Annotated in this window: 14 protein-coding genes; 8 read left to right on the forward strand and 6 right to left on the reverse strand. The window is 68.4% G+C overall.

The genetic code is table 11. The features are described from left to right. The first annotated feature begins 107 nt into the window (after window positions 1-107). Both CFB50_RS25235 and CFB50_RS25240 read left to right on the forward strand, forming a co-directional pair. Window positions 108-1,025, forward strand: a complete 918-nt coding sequence (locus CFB50_RS25235) for a LysR family transcriptional regulator (protein ID WP_089447548.1) — start codon at window positions 108-110, stop codon at window positions 1,023-1,025. Between the two features lie 156 nt (window positions 1,026-1,181). After that, window positions 1,182-1,931: an SDR family oxidoreductase gene (locus CFB50_RS25240; RefSeq protein WP_089442587.1), complete on the forward strand. Its 750-nt coding sequence runs from the start codon at window positions 1,182-1,184 to the stop codon at window positions 1,929-1,931. Between the two features lie 96 nt (window positions 1,932-2,027). On the opposite strand, the gene CFB50_RS25245 is transcribed toward CFB50_RS25240, so the two are convergent. Together CFB50_RS25245 and CFB50_RS25250 are read right to left on the reverse strand one after the other, a co-directional pair. Further along, a complete protein-coding gene (locus tag CFB50_RS25245; RefSeq protein WP_089447549.1) occupies window positions 2,028-3,665 on the reverse strand; it encodes a glycoside hydrolase family 32 protein in 1,638 nt (545 codons plus the stop codon). 177 nt (window positions 3,666-3,842) lie between these two features. Further along, entirely contained in the window at window positions 3,843-5,405 is a 1,563-nt protein-coding gene (locus tag CFB50_RS25250; RefSeq protein ID WP_089447550.1) for a glycoside hydrolase family 68 protein, read from the reverse strand. Between the two features lie 172 nt (window positions 5,406-5,577). On the opposite strand from CFB50_RS25250, the gene CFB50_RS25255 reads away from it, so the two are divergent. The 5 genes from CFB50_RS25255 to CFB50_RS25275 all read left to right on the forward strand — a co-directional run bounded on the left by CFB50_RS25255 (window position 5,578) and on the right by CFB50_RS25275 (window position 10,751). Next, window positions 5,578-6,606, forward strand: a complete 1,029-nt coding sequence (locus CFB50_RS25255) for a substrate-binding domain-containing protein (RefSeq protein WP_089447551.1) — start codon at window positions 5,578-5,580, stop codon at window positions 6,604-6,606. Between the two features lie 417 nt (window positions 6,607-7,023). Continuing rightward, the gene (locus CFB50_RS25260) at window positions 7,024-7,710 is read left to right on the forward strand and encodes a type 1 glutamine amidotransferase domain-containing protein (RefSeq protein ID WP_089447552.1); all 687 of its coding nucleotides are present in this window, start codon (window positions 7,024-7,026) and stop codon (window positions 7,708-7,710) included. A gap of 142 nt (window positions 7,711-7,852) precedes the next feature. Further along, complete coding sequence (locus CFB50_RS25265; RefSeq protein ID WP_089447553.1) at window positions 7,853-8,962, forward strand: NADH:flavin oxidoreductase/NADH oxidase; 1,110 nt, start codon at window positions 7,853-7,855, stop codon at window positions 8,960-8,962. Between the two features lie 129 nt (window positions 8,963-9,091). After that, window positions 9,092-10,162, forward strand: coding sequence for an AI-2E family transporter (locus tag CFB50_RS25270; RefSeq protein ID WP_089447554.1), 1,071 nt, complete (start codon window positions 9,092-9,094; stop codon window positions 10,160-10,162). A gap of 214 nt (window positions 10,163-10,376) precedes the next feature. Next, complete coding sequence (locus CFB50_RS25275) at window positions 10,377-10,751, forward strand: hypothetical protein (protein WP_089442751.1); 375 nt, start codon at window positions 10,377-10,379, stop codon at window positions 10,749-10,751. 24 nt (window positions 10,752-10,775) lie between these two features. Here CFB50_RS25275 and CFB50_RS25280 read toward each other — a convergent pair whose 3' ends face one another. After that, window positions 10,776-11,570, reverse strand: coding sequence for an SDR family NAD(P)-dependent oxidoreductase (locus CFB50_RS25280; protein ID WP_089447555.1), 795 nt, complete (start codon window positions 11,568-11,570; stop codon window positions 10,776-10,778). 175 nt (window positions 11,571-11,745) lie between these two features. Between CFB50_RS25280 and CFB50_RS25285 the strand changes: the two genes are divergently transcribed. Continuing rightward, window positions 11,746-12,591 carry an AraC family transcriptional regulator gene (locus CFB50_RS25285; RefSeq protein WP_089448412.1) on the forward strand — a complete coding sequence of 282 codons (846 nt, stop codon included), beginning with the start codon at window positions 11,746-11,748 and terminating at the stop codon, window positions 12,589-12,591. Between the two features lie 10 nt (window positions 12,592-12,601). On the opposite strand, the gene CFB50_RS25290 is transcribed toward CFB50_RS25285, so the two are convergent. From CFB50_RS25290 to CFB50_RS25300, 3 genes are all read right to left on the reverse strand, one after another. Then, window positions 12,602-13,189, reverse strand: coding sequence for a LysE family translocator (locus tag CFB50_RS25290; protein ID WP_089447556.1), 588 nt, complete (start codon window positions 13,187-13,189; stop codon window positions 12,602-12,604). A gap of 104 nt (window positions 13,190-13,293) precedes the next feature. Then, complete coding sequence (locus CFB50_RS25295; protein ID WP_089447557.1) at window positions 13,294-14,733, reverse strand: heavy metal sensor histidine kinase; 1,440 nt, start codon at window positions 14,731-14,733, stop codon at window positions 13,294-13,296. Further along, window positions 14,730-15,425 (reverse strand): heavy metal response regulator transcription factor, encoded by a 696-nt coding sequence (locus CFB50_RS25300; RefSeq protein WP_011355331.1) that lies wholly within the window; start codon window positions 15,423-15,425, stop codon window positions 14,730-14,732. Before CFB50_RS25300 ends, CFB50_RS25295 begins: the two co-directional genes overlap by 4 nt. Window positions 15,426-15,444 lie beyond the last annotated feature (19 nt).

The following is a 15,444-nucleotide window of genomic DNA, read 5'->3' on the forward strand; positions in this document are numbered from 1 at the left end:
TTCGTCAGGGGTGACGGGCATCGTCAGACGGCGCAGCCCCGTCGAGCGATTGGACCTCGGCCCGCCGCTGCCTTACGATCCACGACAACCCCACACCGGAGCGAGCCATGCTGTCTGAAGACGAACTTGCGCTGCTCGACGCGATCCGCGCCACCGGCAGCCTGTCGCGCGCGGCGGCGCGGCTCGGCAAGGCGCCGTCGACGGTGTCGCACGCGGCGCGCCAGCTCGAAACGCGCTTCGACGCGCTGCTGTTCGACCGCCGCGGCTATCGGCTGCAGCTCACGCCGGCCGGCCAGTTGCTGACCGACGAAGCCGCGCGGCTGGCGCTGGACGTCGCGCGGCTGACGCAGCGGGTGCGGCAGGTCGCGAGCGGCTGGGAGGACCGGCTGTGGATCGTCAGCGACGAGGTGCTCGAGTTCGACACGCTGCTGCCGGTCGTCCGCGCGTTCGATGCGCTCGACTCGGGCGTGTCGCTGCGATTCACGCACGAAGTGCTCGGCGGGACCTGGGAAGCGCTGCGCGACGGGCGCGCGGACCTGGTGATCGGCGCGACCAACGAGCCGCCGGCGATTCCCGGTTTCAAGTGGTTCGAGCTGGGCGCGATGGAGTGGGTGTTCGCGGTGTCGCCGCGCCATCCGCTGGCCGCCGTGAGCGGCGCGCTGACGCGGGACGCGATCGGTGCGCACCGGGCCGTCGTCGTCGCCGATTCGTCGCGGCGCGCGGTCGGCCGCGCGTATGGCCTGCTCGGCGGGCAGGCCGTGCTTGCGGTGCCGTCGATGCGCGCGAAGATCCTCGCGCAGCGCGACGGGCTTGGCGTTGGCTGGGTGCCGCGCCGGCGCGTGGCGTCGCTGCTCGCGCGCGGCGACCTCGTGGAAAGGCAGACGGCCGATCCGCGCGAGCCGAACCTGCTGTATGTCGCATGGCACGGCGACCGGGACGGCCGCGCGCTGCAATGGTGGCTCGAGCAATTGCGCGAACCGCGGCTCGGGCAGCGCCTGCTCGACGGCATCGACGTGGCCGGCTGACGCGGCGCGGAACGGAACAGCACAAGGCAATCGAACCCGCCCGCCCGAACACGTTCGAGGATTTCGAACATGTTCGTCACGCCCGTCGTACGGCATGACCGGGCGGCGCGCGCATCCTGTGTTCACGGTCAACTCACCGGTTCACAGGAGAACATCATGCAACGCTTCGAAGGAAAGACGGTCCTCGTCACGGGGGGTAATAGCGGTATCGGCCTGGCAGCCGCCAAGGCATTCGCGGCCGAAGGTGCGCGCGTCATCATCACCGGGCGCGATGCGCAGACGCTCGAGGCCGCGCGGCAAACGCTCGGCGCAGACGCGCTCGCGATCCGCAACGAGGCCGGCAGCGTCGCGTCGGCCCGCGCGCTGGCCGATGCGATCGCGTCGGCGGGGGCGCGGCTCGACGCCGTGTTCATCAACGCGGGCGTCGCGAAACTCGCGCCGTTCGCCGACAGCGACGAGGCCATGTGGGATCTCGTGTTCAACACCAACGTGAAGGGCGCGTATTTCCAGATCCAGTCGCTGGTGCCGCTGCTGAACCGGGGCGCGTCGATCGTGATCAACGGCTCGATCAACGCGCATATCGGGATGCCCGGCTCGTCGGTGTATGCGGCGAGCAAGGCGGCCGTCAATTCGTTCGCGAAGACGCTGTCGACGGAGTTGCTGCCGCACGGCGTGCGCGTGAACGTCGTGAGCCCCGGGCCCGTGCAGACGCCGCTCTACGGCAAGCTCGGGCTCGACGCGGCCACGCTCGACGAAACGGCAGAGAAGATCAAGGGCCTCGTCCCGGTCGGCCGGTTCGGCACGCCGGACGAGATCGCGTCGACGGTGCTGCACCTCAGCGCGCCCGAATCCGCGTTCATCGTCGGCGCGGAGATCATCGCGTCGGGCGGGATGGGCTTGCTCTGATCGGTGGGGCGCCGGCGGGGGCTATCACCGACCGGCGTGATGCCGGTCGGAGAGCCCCCGTCGCATGCGGGACCAACGGCCGTCCGCCCATCGCATCTATCGCGCCGCACAGGCGCCATGCCTGTCACCACCGGCTTCGAGCTGCGTCACCGTGAGCCCGGAGAACGTCGCGCGGCCGTGTTCGGCAAACACGGCAACGCGATCCGCATCGAGCGGCGGGAAGATCAGGTCCGTGAGCGCCACGCGGCCGCCGTTCGCGAACACTTCGACCGAACCGCGATCGACGACGATCTCGAGCCGCAACTGCCCGTGCTCGAGCGGCAGGTCCACGATGTGTTCGCGGCTGAACGTGTCGGCGAAATTCGTTTCGCCGGACTGCGAGCGGTCGAGCGTCAGCGTGCCCTTTGACGTGTCGTACACGATCCGGGTGCCGACCGAGCCATCCGCCGAGCGCCGGACGATCAGGCCCGCCCGTGCCGCATGCTGCGGCGCGATCGTGACCGTGATGCGCTGGACGACGCCGCGCGTCGCGGCCGACAGCACGCGAGTCGTGGAATCGACCGCGAGATCGCCTTCATGCACGGCGGGCCTGCCGTCCGCCCAGGCATCGAACGCGGCGGCCGGTGTGACGATGAGCGTCGGTTCGCCGTCGATCGTTTTCAGCGACAGTTCGCGCGGCAGGGTCGTCGCGCCGCGCCACGGCGTGGTCGGCACTTTCGCCGCGTAATCCCAGTTGCTCATCCACGCGATCGCGACCGGCCGGGAGCCGGGCGCGCCCGAGAAGGTGCCGGCTGCGTAGAAGTCCGCGCCATGGTCGACCCAGCGGAATTGCGCGGGATCGGAGCCGGCGGGCGCAATGCGATCCGGCGTAAACGTGCGGCCGTCGAAGTCGCCGACGAAGTACATCGCGCCGGAGCCGCCGGCGATCGACCACGGATTGACGTTGACGATCATGACCCACCGGATGCGTGCGGGGTCGCCGTCGAGCGGCAGCGGTACGAGGTCGGGCATTTCCCACAGCGCGCCGTCGTGCGGCACGCCCGGCCGCGTGAAGTCGCTCAGGAAATTCCAGTGGATCAGGTCGTCCGAGCGATAGAGCTTCACGACGTGCGCGTCGGCGACGACCGTCGTCATCAGCCAGTAGCCGCCCGGCGCATACCACGACACTTTCGGATCGCGAAATTGCTTCGATTCCGGATCGAGCGTCAGCACCGGATTGCGTGCGTACGGCTGCCAGGTCGCGCCTTGATCGAGGCTGTACGCCAGCGACTGCGCCTGGACGCCCGGTGCGTGACCGGAGCCTGCCTTGTACACGCTCGTATAAAGCGCGACGAGCGGTGTGTGGCCCGGTTGGCCCAGGCCGGACGTATTGAGCGTGTCGGCGACGATCGAGCCGGAGAAGATTTCCTCAGTCGCGTTCGCGCGCATCGCGACCGGCTGCTCGCGCCAGTGGACGAGGTCGGTGCTCGTCGCGTGGCCCCACGACATGTTGCCCCAGTCGTTGCCGAGCGGATTGTATTGATAGAACAGGTGATAGCGGCCGTTGTCGTAGACGAGCCCGTTCGGGTCGTTCATCCAGTTGCGCTGCGGCGTGTAGTGGAGCGCGGGCCGCCATTGCGGCGTGCCTGGGTCGGCCGGTGCGCTGCACGGTGCGGCGGCGGCCTGCGTGCACGCCAGGCAGGCGAGCAGCAGCCGGGCGATCAGGAAGGAAAAGCGGAAAGACGTCGAATTCATGCGCGGTCCCGTGCTTCGTCGGGCGAAGCGGGAAAGGAGGGCGCATGCCGTTTTCAACGGCGGCATGCGCGATGGTCCAAAGAAAAAAGGGAGGCGCACACACGACACGCGCGATGAGCGCCTCCTCAACCCCGTGCCTTTACCGGCTTTCGTTATGGTTGGTTACCCTGTTTGCCGTCAGTTGTGGCCGGCTCCCGTTGCAGGCAGGTTCGCCGGAATGTCGCCGTAGCCGCCGAGCCCGCCGCGTCCATAGGCGCGGTCGACCGCCGTCGACGTTCCGTTGATGTTGACCTTCACCGTCGGCGCGAGCGTGCCGCCGCGGCGCGGGCCGATCGCATCGATGAACGACTCGACGAGCCCGCCCGGCATCACGTAGTGCGAATACGACTGGAATTCACGCGGATTCTGGTTCGGATCCTGCGAATACGGCGCGCCGGCCGGCGCGGAGAAGTCCGTCGGGTTGCCGAGCACGAGGCCGCTGCCGCCGTTCAGCGGCAGGAAGTCGCTGCGGATGCCGTTGCCCACGAAGCCGTACACGCCGTCCGGCCCGTCGACGCCGGCCGCCATCGTCGTGCGGTGGCTGATCGTGAACAGGTAGTACTTGCCGTCCTTCAGGTAGATCTGCGGGCGCTCGGTCTGGTCGTCGACGCAGTTCGCCGACAGGATCGGCGGCAGGAACTTCCACTCGGTCAATTGCGGGTTCGTCGCGATCGCCAGGCCGACATTGGCCTTTTGATACACTGCGCCCGAATTCATCACCGCGTTGAGATCTTCCTTGTACGGATCGTTCGGCGCGTAGCCGAGATCCGCGTTGGTGCAGGTGCGTGCGCCGCGCGGGCCGCCCGTATTACCCTCGAAGACCATGTAGGTCTTGCCCGGGTGCGCGGGATCGGTGAACACGAACGGATCGCGGAACGAGAAGTAGGTGTTCTGCTGGCCGGTTTGATAGTAGTTGCCGTCCGGTTGCAGCAGCGCCTTGTGATCGTCGAAGCCGCTGAACCAGACATGCGTGGCGTCGGCGTGGATATGGCCGTCGGCGCGCGTGATGATCGCCTGCGGCGGCGTGATGTCGGCGCCGCCGGGCGCCGAGCGGTTGAACGACGTCGCGGTGTAGTAGAGGCTGACGTTGTCGCCGTTCGTGAGGCGTGCCGAGCCCGACCATTCGGCGTTGTTGGTCATCGGTGACGTGCCGAACACCTTGGCGCTCGCGCCATCCGGGAACAGGTGGCCGCCCCAGGTCCAGCCGCCGTTCGCGGGGCGCTGCGACGCGGGGATGCCCGCGCGGCGGTAGAAGAAGCCGATGCGCGCATGGACGTGACGGTCGTCGAACGTGTAACCCGCGTGCGGATCGGCGGTGAGCGAGAAGATCACCTCCCAGCCCTTGTAGCTGAGCTGGTTCGCGCGCAGGTCGGCCAGCGGCCACGTGTCCCACACCCACACGTTCGAGTTGATCAGCGGGAAATCCTGCGGGATGTCCGGCATCGTCAGCGCCTGCGGCAGCGAGTTCTTGTCGGCACCGGCGGTATGCGACTGCGCGACGATCTGGCGGATGTCCGCCCGCGTCCAGCGCATCGTAAAGTTGCCTTCGGGATCGTAGGCCTGCTGCGTATGGGGCGTGGGCACGGGCGCGCCCGTGCCGCTGGACTGCGCGTGCGCGACGGACGCGAAGGCGGCGAGTGCGCCGCCAGCGAGGAACAAGCGTTGGGCCGCCGTCGGGCGGAAAAGGGAAAAGTATGTCATCTCGTCGTCGTTTCCAGGAAAGGTGAAAGTGAACGGCTGAGTGGGCATCGATGTCCAAACCGGTTTGGATGCTAATTCAAACCGGTTTGGGCGTCAAAAGATAGTTATTTGACGGTAATCACTACCGAGCGGAAATAATTGCCGGTCAGCGGCATGCCGCGCGGCGCATCGAGTGCGAGGAACGACGGTGAAGGTGAATCTGAAGGCGCTATCGGACGCGCTCGGGCTGTCGCGGACGACGGTCAGTCGCGCGCTGAACGGTTACGACGACGTCAGCGAGGCGACGCGCGAGCGCGTGGCGAAGGCCGCGCGGGAAATGGGCTACGTGGCCGATCCGACCGCGCGCCGGCTGGCGACCGGCCGGGCCGACATGATCGGCATCGTCTATCCGTTCGGCGCGGGCGATCTCGGCGATCCGCGTTTCGGCGAGGTCGTCGCGGGTATCACGGAGCGGCTCGCGGAACGCAATCTCGATTTCATCATCGCGTCGGCGCGGCCGAATGCGGAACTGGACACCTATCGGCGCATCGTCGACGGCAAGCTCGTCGACGGGCTGATCGTCGCGCGCACGCGGGTCGACGATCCGCGCATCGCGTACTTGCAGGCGAGCGCGTTCCCGTACGTGGCCTACGGCCGGACGCAGGTGGCCGAGCCGTATGCGTGGTTCGATTTCGACAACGAGGCCGGCGCGCGGGACGCGGTGCGTCGGCTGACGGCGTTCGGGCACCGGCGCATTGCGATGATCAGCGCGCCGCTGGCACTGAATTTCGCCGCGCAGCGCCGTGCCGGCTATCTGTCGGCCCTGCGCGAAGCCGGCATCGAGCCGGATCCGGCACTGCTGGTCGAGTGCCCGTTTACGCACGACGGCGGGTTGCAGGCGGCGCGGGCGCTGCTCGCGCGCACCGAGCGGCCGACGGCGCTGCTGGTCGACAATAATATCGCGGGCGGCGGCGCGTTTCGGGCGCTCGTGGACAGCGGGCTGCGCCTGGGCGAGGACATGTCGCTGATCGTCTACGACGGCGTGCCTCCGGACCTCGCGCATCCGTATCGCGTGACGGCGGTCGTGCAGCCGACCGGCCACGCGTCGGGGCGCGCACTGGCGGAACTGATGCTGCGGCTGCTGGGCGACGGGGTTCGCGAGCAGCGGCTCGAAGCACCGGCGATCGAGGCGGGCGACACGGACGGTCCGTTGCGCGGCTAGCCGCCGCGGCGCCGGTGAGGGGCGTGAGCGACGGCAGACGCCGGCGGATCGCGCTCCACGGAAAAGGCCATGACGACGGCAGGGGCGATTGCCCGTTTACTAGACGACCGGTCTAATCCGAGGCTATCATCCGTTCCCATGAATGCGACGACGTCCGCGGCGCAGGCAACGAAGACGCGAAAATGCCATTTGAATGCCATTTCGCGCTGCGATGCTGGTGGTGCAGCGAGACGCCGTCGTTTTATTTCGAATTGTCCTAGACGACTGGTCTAATAGACGCAAGTCGCATTCGGATACACGGGTCGCACGTTGACGCGTCACAGCTGACTAACCCACAGGCGTGCCGCGCTGACCGGCCGGATTTGCCGGTCGAGCGGCCCCGTTCCTGTCATCCATTTTTCGAAGGAGTGTCCGATCATGAAGATTCTGGTTGTCCTGACCTCGCACGACACGCTCGGCGACACCGGCAAGAAAACCGGCTTCTGGCTCGAGGAACTGGCCGCGCCGTACTACACGTTCAAGGATGCGGGCGTCGAGCTGACGCTCGCGTCGCCGAAGGGCGGCCAGCCGCCGCTCGACCCGAAAAGCAGCGATCCGACGGCCCAGACCGACGCGACGCGCCGCTTCGACGCCGATGCGGCGGCCAAGGCCGAACTGGCTTCGACGCGCAAGCTGACCGACGTGTCGGTGGACGACTACGACGCCGTGTTCTACCCGGGCGGGCATGGCCCGCTGTGGGATCTCGCCGAGGATCTGCATTCGATCGGCCTGATCGAGCGCGCGCTGGCGGCCGGCAAGCCGGTCGCGGCCGTGTGCCACGCGCCGGGCGTGCTGCGTCACGTGAAGAACCCGCAGACCGGCGAATCGGTCGTGCGCGGCAAGCGTGTGACGGGCTTCACCAACAGCGAGGAAGCGGCCGTCGAACTGACGGAAGTCGTGCCGTTCCTCGTCGAGGACATGCTTAAGACCAACGGCGCGGAGTTCGAGCGCAGCGCCGACTGGGCGCCGCATGTCGTCACCGACGGGCTGCTGATCACGGGGCAGAACCCCGCGTCGTCGGAGCCTGCCGCCGAGGCGCTGCTCGCGCAGCTCGGCCGCCGTTGAGCCAAGGGCGCCGGCCGGGCCGGCGCCATCCCGTATCCGTCGCCGGGCGCAGGCCGGCCCGTCGACGGCGCGAATCGTTCCGTCGTGCACATTGCTCGACGCGTTTCCAGTCGTTTTGCAGAACCAAGCAAAGGAGCCGTGGATGTCTGCCCTGTTCGAACCGTTCAAACTCAAGGATGTCACGCTGCGCAACCGCATCGCGGTGCCGCCGATGTGCCAGTACGTCGCCGAGGACGGCGTCGTCAACGACTGGCATCACGTGCATCTGGCCGGCATCGCGCGTGGCGGTGCGGGCCTCGTGATCGCCGAGGCGACGGCCGTGTCGCCGGAAGGGCGCATCACGCCGGGCTGCGCGGGGCTGTGGAACGATGCGCAGGCCGAAGCGTTCGCGCCGTCGGTCGCGGCGATCAAGGCGGCCGGCGCGGTGCCGGGCATCCAGATCGCGCACGCGGGCCGCAAGGCGAGCGCGAACCGCCCGTGGGAAGGCGACGACCACATCGTCGACGGCGATCCGCGCGGCTGGCAAACCATCGCGCCGTCGGCCGTGCCGTTCGGCGCGCATCTGCCGAAGACGCCGCGCGCGATGACGCGCGACGACATCGCACGCGTGCAGGCCGACTTCGTTGCGTCGGCCAAGCGCGCGCGCGACCTGGGTTTCGAATGGCTCGAACTGCACTTCGCGCACGGCTATCTCGGCCAGAGCTTCTTCTCGGTGCATGCGAACCAGCGTGACGACGAATACGGCGGCTCGGCCGAGAATCGCGGCCGCTTCCTCGTCGAGACGCTGGCGGCCGTGCGCAAGGTGTGGCCGGAGCATCTGCCGCTGACCGCGCGTTTCGGCGTGATCGAGTACGACGGCCGCGACGAGGAGACGCTCGCCGAGTCGATCGCGCTCACGCAGCGGCTGAAGCGGGAAGGGCTCGACATGCTGAGCGTGTCGATCGGTTTCTCGACGCCCGACGCGCAAATCCCGTGGGGCCCGGCGTTCCTCGCGCCGATCGCCGAGCGCGTGCGCCGCGAGGCCGGGCTGCCGGTGTCGTCCGCGTGGGGGATCGACACGCCGCAACTGGCGAACCGCGTGGTAGCGGAGGAGCAGCTCGATCTCGTGATGGTCGGCCGCGCGCATCTGGCCGACCCGCACTGGCCGTACTACGCGGCCAAGCAACTCGGCGTCGAGCGTCCGTCGTGGACGCTGCCCGCACCGTACGCGCACTGGCTCGAGCGTTACCGGACCGCCGACAAGGTGGCCTGAGGGGGCGGGGCGCCGGGGCGGCGCGCGCATCACATGCGCCGCCGATCCGGCGCCGATGGATAGAATGGCGGTTCGCGCAGGCCGGTTGCCTGCGCGAACCGCCATTTTTTTCATTTCGACAGAGGTGCCATGGGCGCGCATGTCCCGTCGTCTCCCGAGCCCGCCGCTCGGCCGCGCACGCAGCAGGTCTCCCGCGCCGTGCTGGTTGCGGCGCTGCTGGTGATCGCGCTGTGGGTGATCCGCGATTTCATTCCCGCCATCGCGTGGGCCTGCGTGATCGCCATCGCGATGTGGCCGATGCTGAAGCGCTTCGAATCGCACCGGCTGTTCCGCAACCGCCCGACGCTCATCGCGCTCGTCATCACGGCGGCGATCTCGTTGCTGGTCGTGCTGCCGGTGGCCGTCGCGGCGACCCAGGCGATCGGACAGGCGCACGACCTGCGCGAGTGGCTGCGCACGATCCAGGACAACGGCATCCCGGTGCCGGAGGTGGTCGCCCGGCTGCCTTACGGCGCGGCGCAGATCACCGAATGGTGGCAGACCAACCTCGCCCATCCGCTGCATGCGGCCACCGCGATGCACGGCGTCAACAGCGAGAAATTCCTCGCGTTCGGCCGGCAGTTCGGCACGAAGCTCGCGCACGCGCTGCTCGAATTCGGCTTCATGCTCGTCACGCTGTTCGTGATCCTGCGCGCCGGCCACAAGCTGTCGGGGGCATTGCTGCAGGGCGCGCGGCGCGCGTTCGGGCGCAGCGGCGCGGAGCTGATCGAGCGGATGGTCGCGGCCGTGTTCGGCACGGTGACGGGGCTCGTCGTCGTCGGGCTCGGCGAGGGCGCGCTGCTCGGTATCGCGTATGCGCTGGCCGGCGTCCCGCATGCGGCACTGCTCGGCCTCGTCACGGCGATCGCCGCGATGCTGCCGTTCTGCGCCCCCGTCGTGTTCTGCGGCGCCGCGCTCTGGCTGTTCGTGCAGGGCGCGACCATGTGGGCCATCGTGGTGGCCGTGCTCGGGTTCGTCGTCGTGTTCGTCGCCGAGCACTTCGTGCGGCCGGTGCTGATCGGCAGTTCTGCGCGGCTGCCGTTCCTGCTCGTGCTGTTCGGCATCCTCGGCGGTGCCGAGACGTTCGGCCTGATCGGGCTGTTCGTCGGCCCCGCGCTGATGACGGTGCTGACGATGCTGTGGGCCGAGTGGATTGCATGACGATGCATGCCGGGGCGGCGGCATGAAGCGGCGGTACGGATGCATGTTCAAGCGCGCGTCGGCCGCCGCAACGGGCGCCGATCAGGCTGGTGCCGGAGTATGCAATGCCAGGATTCGGATAAAGATCTCTACATTTCTTTTCGATCCGGACCCAAAGGTCGAGTAGCATGGGGCTTTCGATTACGCCGGCATGGCGCGGCCGATTTTCCCAAGCATGCGATTGATTACGATGTCCCGTCCCGCAGCGACGCTGTCCCTGGCCGCCAGCTGCCTGATGTTGCACGGTTGCGCGTGGTTCGACTCGTGGCTGCCATTCTCGTATTCGCGCACGCCGCTCGCGAGGGCCGCGTCGCGGCACGGCGCGACACGCGCCGATGTCGTCCGGGCCGCCGGCAATCCGCGCAGTGTCTGGATGGTCCGCAACGGCAACGGTGTCTGCTACAACTACTTCATCGAGCACGGCAACGATCACCGCGAGTATTTCGTCGTGTTCGACAGGGCCGGCGTCGTCACGCAATACGGCTTCGATTCCTGCATGAACGCCGACCGCAAGGGCACGCTTCAGCCGGGCAAGGCCGCCTCGCGCTAGCGCGGCGGCCTTGCCCGTTCGCCGTTACGCGATCGTGTCGACCACGCCGCCGTCCACCCGCAACGCGGCGCCCGTCGTTGCCGAGGCGAGCGGCGAGCACACGTAGACGACCATGTTCGCGACTTCCTCCGGCGTCGCCGGCCGCTGGATGATCGAGCTCGAGCGGTGGTTGCGCACGAAATCCACGGCGACGTCCTCGACGCTGCGGCCGGTTTCGTCGGCCGTTTCCTTCAGCAGTGCCCGCACGCCGTCCGACATCGTCGGCCCCGGCAGCACCGAGTTGACGGTCACGTGGGTGCCGGCCGCGAGCTTCGCGAGGCCGCGTGCGATCGACAGCTGCGCCGTTTTCGTGAAACCGTAATGAATCATGTCGACCGGGATGTTCAGGCCCGATTCCGACGAAATGAACACGATGCGCCCGGCATTGCGTTCGATCATCCCCTTCAGGTAATGCCGCGCGAGGCGCACGCCGGACATCACGTTGGTCTGGAAATAGTGGTCCCATTCGGCGTCGTCGATGTCGAAGAACGCCTTCAGGCCGTAGATGCCCGCGTTGTTGACGAGGATGTCGGCCGCGGCTGTGTGCTGCGTGATGCGCGCAACGCCGGCGGCATCGGACAGGTCGGCCGCGACGCCGTCGAAGTCTGCATCGGGGATGGCGGCGCGCAGGTGCTTGAGCGCGGACTGCACCGACGCATCGCTGCGGCCGTTGACGACGACGCGCGCGCCGGCGCGCGCGAGCCCTTCGGCGATCGCGAGCCCGATGCCGGCGGTGGAGGCGGTGACGACCGCGGTCTTGCCTTTCAGATCGATATGCATGTGCGTGACGGGAGAGGAATGAACGGAATCGCTGCGCGTGCCGCGGCGGACGGAATTCAAAGCTTAGGCGAAACGGCGCGATCCGGTATTGAAGCTGCAATCCGCCGATCCGGTTGCGCGGCGCCGCACAGTCTTGTACGGTGAGCGTTCGCCGTCCGAACCGGGAGCCCGCCGCGTGAGCCGTACCGCCAACCGATCCGTCGTCCCGTCGCCGTTCTGGCGTGACGCCGCGCTGCCGTTCATCGAGGCGCGCACCGTCGACGACGGCCGCGCGATCTGTTACGCGAAGCACACGCACGACACGTTTTCGGTGGGCGCGATCGTCGGCGGCACGAGCACCTACGTGAACGGCGCGACGAACGAGCACGTCGGGCGCGGCGTGCTCGTGGTCATCGATCCGGAACAGGTGCATGCGTGCAATCCGTATGGCGCCGACGCATGGGCGTACCGGATGGTCTATGTCGACGTGCCGTGGCTCGCGCGGCTTCAGCATTCGCTCGGTCGCGATCCGAACAGCGATTTTCACGGCTTTTCGCAGAAGTTGACGGAGCGGCGCGATCTGTTCGCGCAATTTGGCGGCTTCTACCGCACGCTCGTCGCGCCCGGCATCGATCCGCTCGGCAAGGAGAGCGCGGCGGTCGAATTCTTCACGGCGCTGCACGGCGCGCTCGATCGCGAACTGCCCGGCCCGCGCGCCGGGGACGACAACGCCCGGCTCGCGCGCGCGGCCGACTACATCGCCGCACATTGCCGTGAGGGCGTCACGCTCGATGCGATCTGCACGGCGGCCGATCTGTCGCCGTCTTACCTGATCCGCGCGTTCAACGCCCGCTACGGGATGACGCCGCATGCCTTCCTGATCGATCGCCGCGTGCAGTACGGCCGCACGGAGCTGCGCCGCGGCCGGCCGATCGCCGAGGTCGCGCTGGACGCGGGCTTCGCCGACCAGGCGCACTTCCAGCGCGCGTTCCGGCGGATCGCGGCGGCGACGCCCGGCCAGTACCGCAGCGCGACGAGCTGAACAGCAACCCCTAGGCGTCGAGCAGGAAGAGCGCGCTGCCCGCGAGCAGCAGCGCCATCAGCCGGTTGAACACGCGCATGTGCCGCGCGTTCGCCAGCCGATGCCGCAGCGACGCACCCGCATACGACCAGCACGCGATCGACGCGAAACAGATCACCAGATACAGCGCGGCGAACTGCCAGACCTGCGTGCGGTCGCCATCGGCCGCATACGCGCCCATCGCGGCAACGCACGCGAGCCACGCCTTCGGATTCAGCCATTGCATCGCCGCGCCGGCGGCCGCCGACGGGCCGGCCACGTCCTGGTCGGCCGACAGCCGGCCGTCATCGAGCGCGAGCCGCAGCGCCATATACAGCAGGAACGCGATTCCCGACCATTGCGTGGCGGTCGTCAGCATCGGCCAGCGCGCGAGCGCCGCGTGCAGCCCGAGGCCGATCAGCAGGAACAGCGCGACGAACCCGAGCGTCGCGCCGGCCGCATAGCGCAGGCTCGCGCCGAGGCCGTGGCGTGCGCCGGCACTGAGCGCGACGATGTTGACGGGACCGGGGGTGATCGACGAGGCGAGCGCGAACGCGGCCATCGAAACCAGCATGCTCATTGGATGTCTCCATGCGAAAGGTCGAAAGTCGCATCGAGACTACGGGAGCCGCACGGGCCCGTATTGAAGAAAACTGCCCTCGTCCGGCGGCCGCAGGGCCGCCGTCAGTGCAGCGCGCTTGGCGCGTGCGCCGGCCGGGTCTCGTGCCTGTCGGCCGGGGGCAGCGGGCCGCCGGCGCAGGGTTTCGTCGATACCGAGAACCCGAACGTGTTGATGCCGCCGGAACAGGCGACGAATACGCTGCCGCCGTGCATCTCGGCGACGGCCTTGACGATCGACAGCCCGAGCCCGTGGTTCTCCTTGCTGTTGGCGCGGGCTTCCTCGAGCCGGTAGAAGCGCTCGAACACGTGCGAGCGCCGGGCCGGGTCGATCGGCTCGCCGGGGTTCGCGACGGACATTTCGACGAGCGTGTCGCGACGCACGATCGTCACGCTGAGCGTCGCGCCGGGCGCCGAATGCTGGATCGCGTTGATCAGCAGGTTCGTCATCGCGCGGCGGAATAGCGACGGATCGACGGCCGCGCGCGCATCGCCGTGCAGCTCGGCGCGCAACTGCGCCTCGTCGAGCGGAATTTCGAGGAAGTCGAGCATGCGCCGCACTTCGTCGGCGAGCGACACGTCCTTCAGGTCGGTCGCGCGTTCGCCGCGGTCGCTGCGCGACAGGAACAGCATGTCGTTGATGATCACGCGCAGCCGCTCGAATTCCTCGAGGTTCGACTGCAGCGTCCGCTGCATCCGCTCGACCGTGCGGTCGCGGCTGGTCAGCGCGACCTGGGTCTGGCCGATCAGGATGCTGACCGGCGTGCGCAGCTCGTGCGCGACGTCCGCGTTGAACGCCTCGAGCCGTGCGTAGGTTTGCTGGATGCGGTCGAGCGCACCGTTGAACGACGTCGCGAGGTCGCGCAGCTCGGGCGGCAGCGCGTCGGTCTGCAGCCGCTGGCGGCGGTTCGCGAGGCTGATCGCCGATGCGTCCTGCGACAGCCGGTCGAGCGGCGCGAGCCCGAAGCGGGCCACCGCGCGGCTCAGCAGCAGCGTGATGATCGTGGCGATCGCGATCAGCCCCGCGAGCGTCCAGCCGAAGCGGCGCAGCATCCGCTGCGTGCGCTCGCACGAGCTGGCGACGATCAGCTTCAGCGTCGGCCGCTCGCCGTTACCGGCCACCATGACGGTCTTCGTCATCACGTCGTAGGTGCTGTGGTTCAGCGCGTAGCGCTGGAACGCGCCGAACGGTGCGCCGACGGGCACGCCGTCGACGGGCGTGCCGAAGCGGAAATCCGGATTCGGGCTGTCGACCTGGTAGTGCGTCGAGCCGTCGGGCGGCTCGAGGTCGGCGAGCTTTTCCTGCATGAGCCGCCCGCGCATGGCCGTGGTCGCATGCGACACGATCATCTCGGCAACCTTGGTGCGCGTATCGAGCGTCGCGCGCAGCTCGGCGAACAGCTGGCGCTCCATCATCACGAACAGCCCGCAGCCCACCAGCGTGAACACGAGCAGCGACACGATGCCGAACATCGCCGACAGCCGCAGGACGATCGAGCGTTTCATGCGGGCCTCTCGGTGTCGCCGTCCTCGCGCGCCTCGAGCACGTAGCCCATGCCGCGGATCGTGTGCAGCAGCTTGTCCGTGAACGGGCCGTCGAGTTTCGCGCGCAGGCGCTTGATCGCCGTTTCGACGACGTTCGCGTTGCTGTCGAAGTTCACGTCCCACACGAGTTCGGCGATGGTCGTCTTCGAGAGCACCTCGCCGCTGCGCCGTGCGAGCACGCCGAGCAGCTGGAATTCCTGCGCGGTCAGGTCGAGCCGCGTGCCGTCGCGGGTCGCGCGGCGGCCGATCAGGTCGACCCGCAGGTCGCCGATCGAGATCAGCGTCGATTCCTGCACACGGGCGCGGCGCGTCAGCGCGCGCAGCCGCTCGATCAGTTCGAGGAACGAGAACGGCTTGGTCAGGTAGTCGTCGGCGCCGCCGCGCAAGCCCCGCACGCGGTCGTCGACGCGGTCGCGCGCGGTCAGCATGATGACGGGCGTCTGCTTCTGCGCGCGCAGTGCACGCAGCACGCCGAAGCCGTCCAGCTTCGGCAGCATCACGTCGAGCACGACGACGTCGTAGTCGAATTCGACGGCTTTCCACGCGCCGTCCTCGCCGTCGAGCGCGGTGTCGACGACCCAGCCTTCCTCGGTCAGGCCGCTCTTCAGGTATTCAACGACTTTCGGTTCGTCTTCGACGATCAGGACTTTCATGTGGGAATCCGTTGTCCGG

The organism is Burkholderia sp. AU33423 (assembly GCF_002223135.1).
GTDB lineage: Bacteria > Pseudomonadota > Gammaproteobacteria > Burkholderiales > Burkholderiaceae > Burkholderia > Burkholderia lata_D.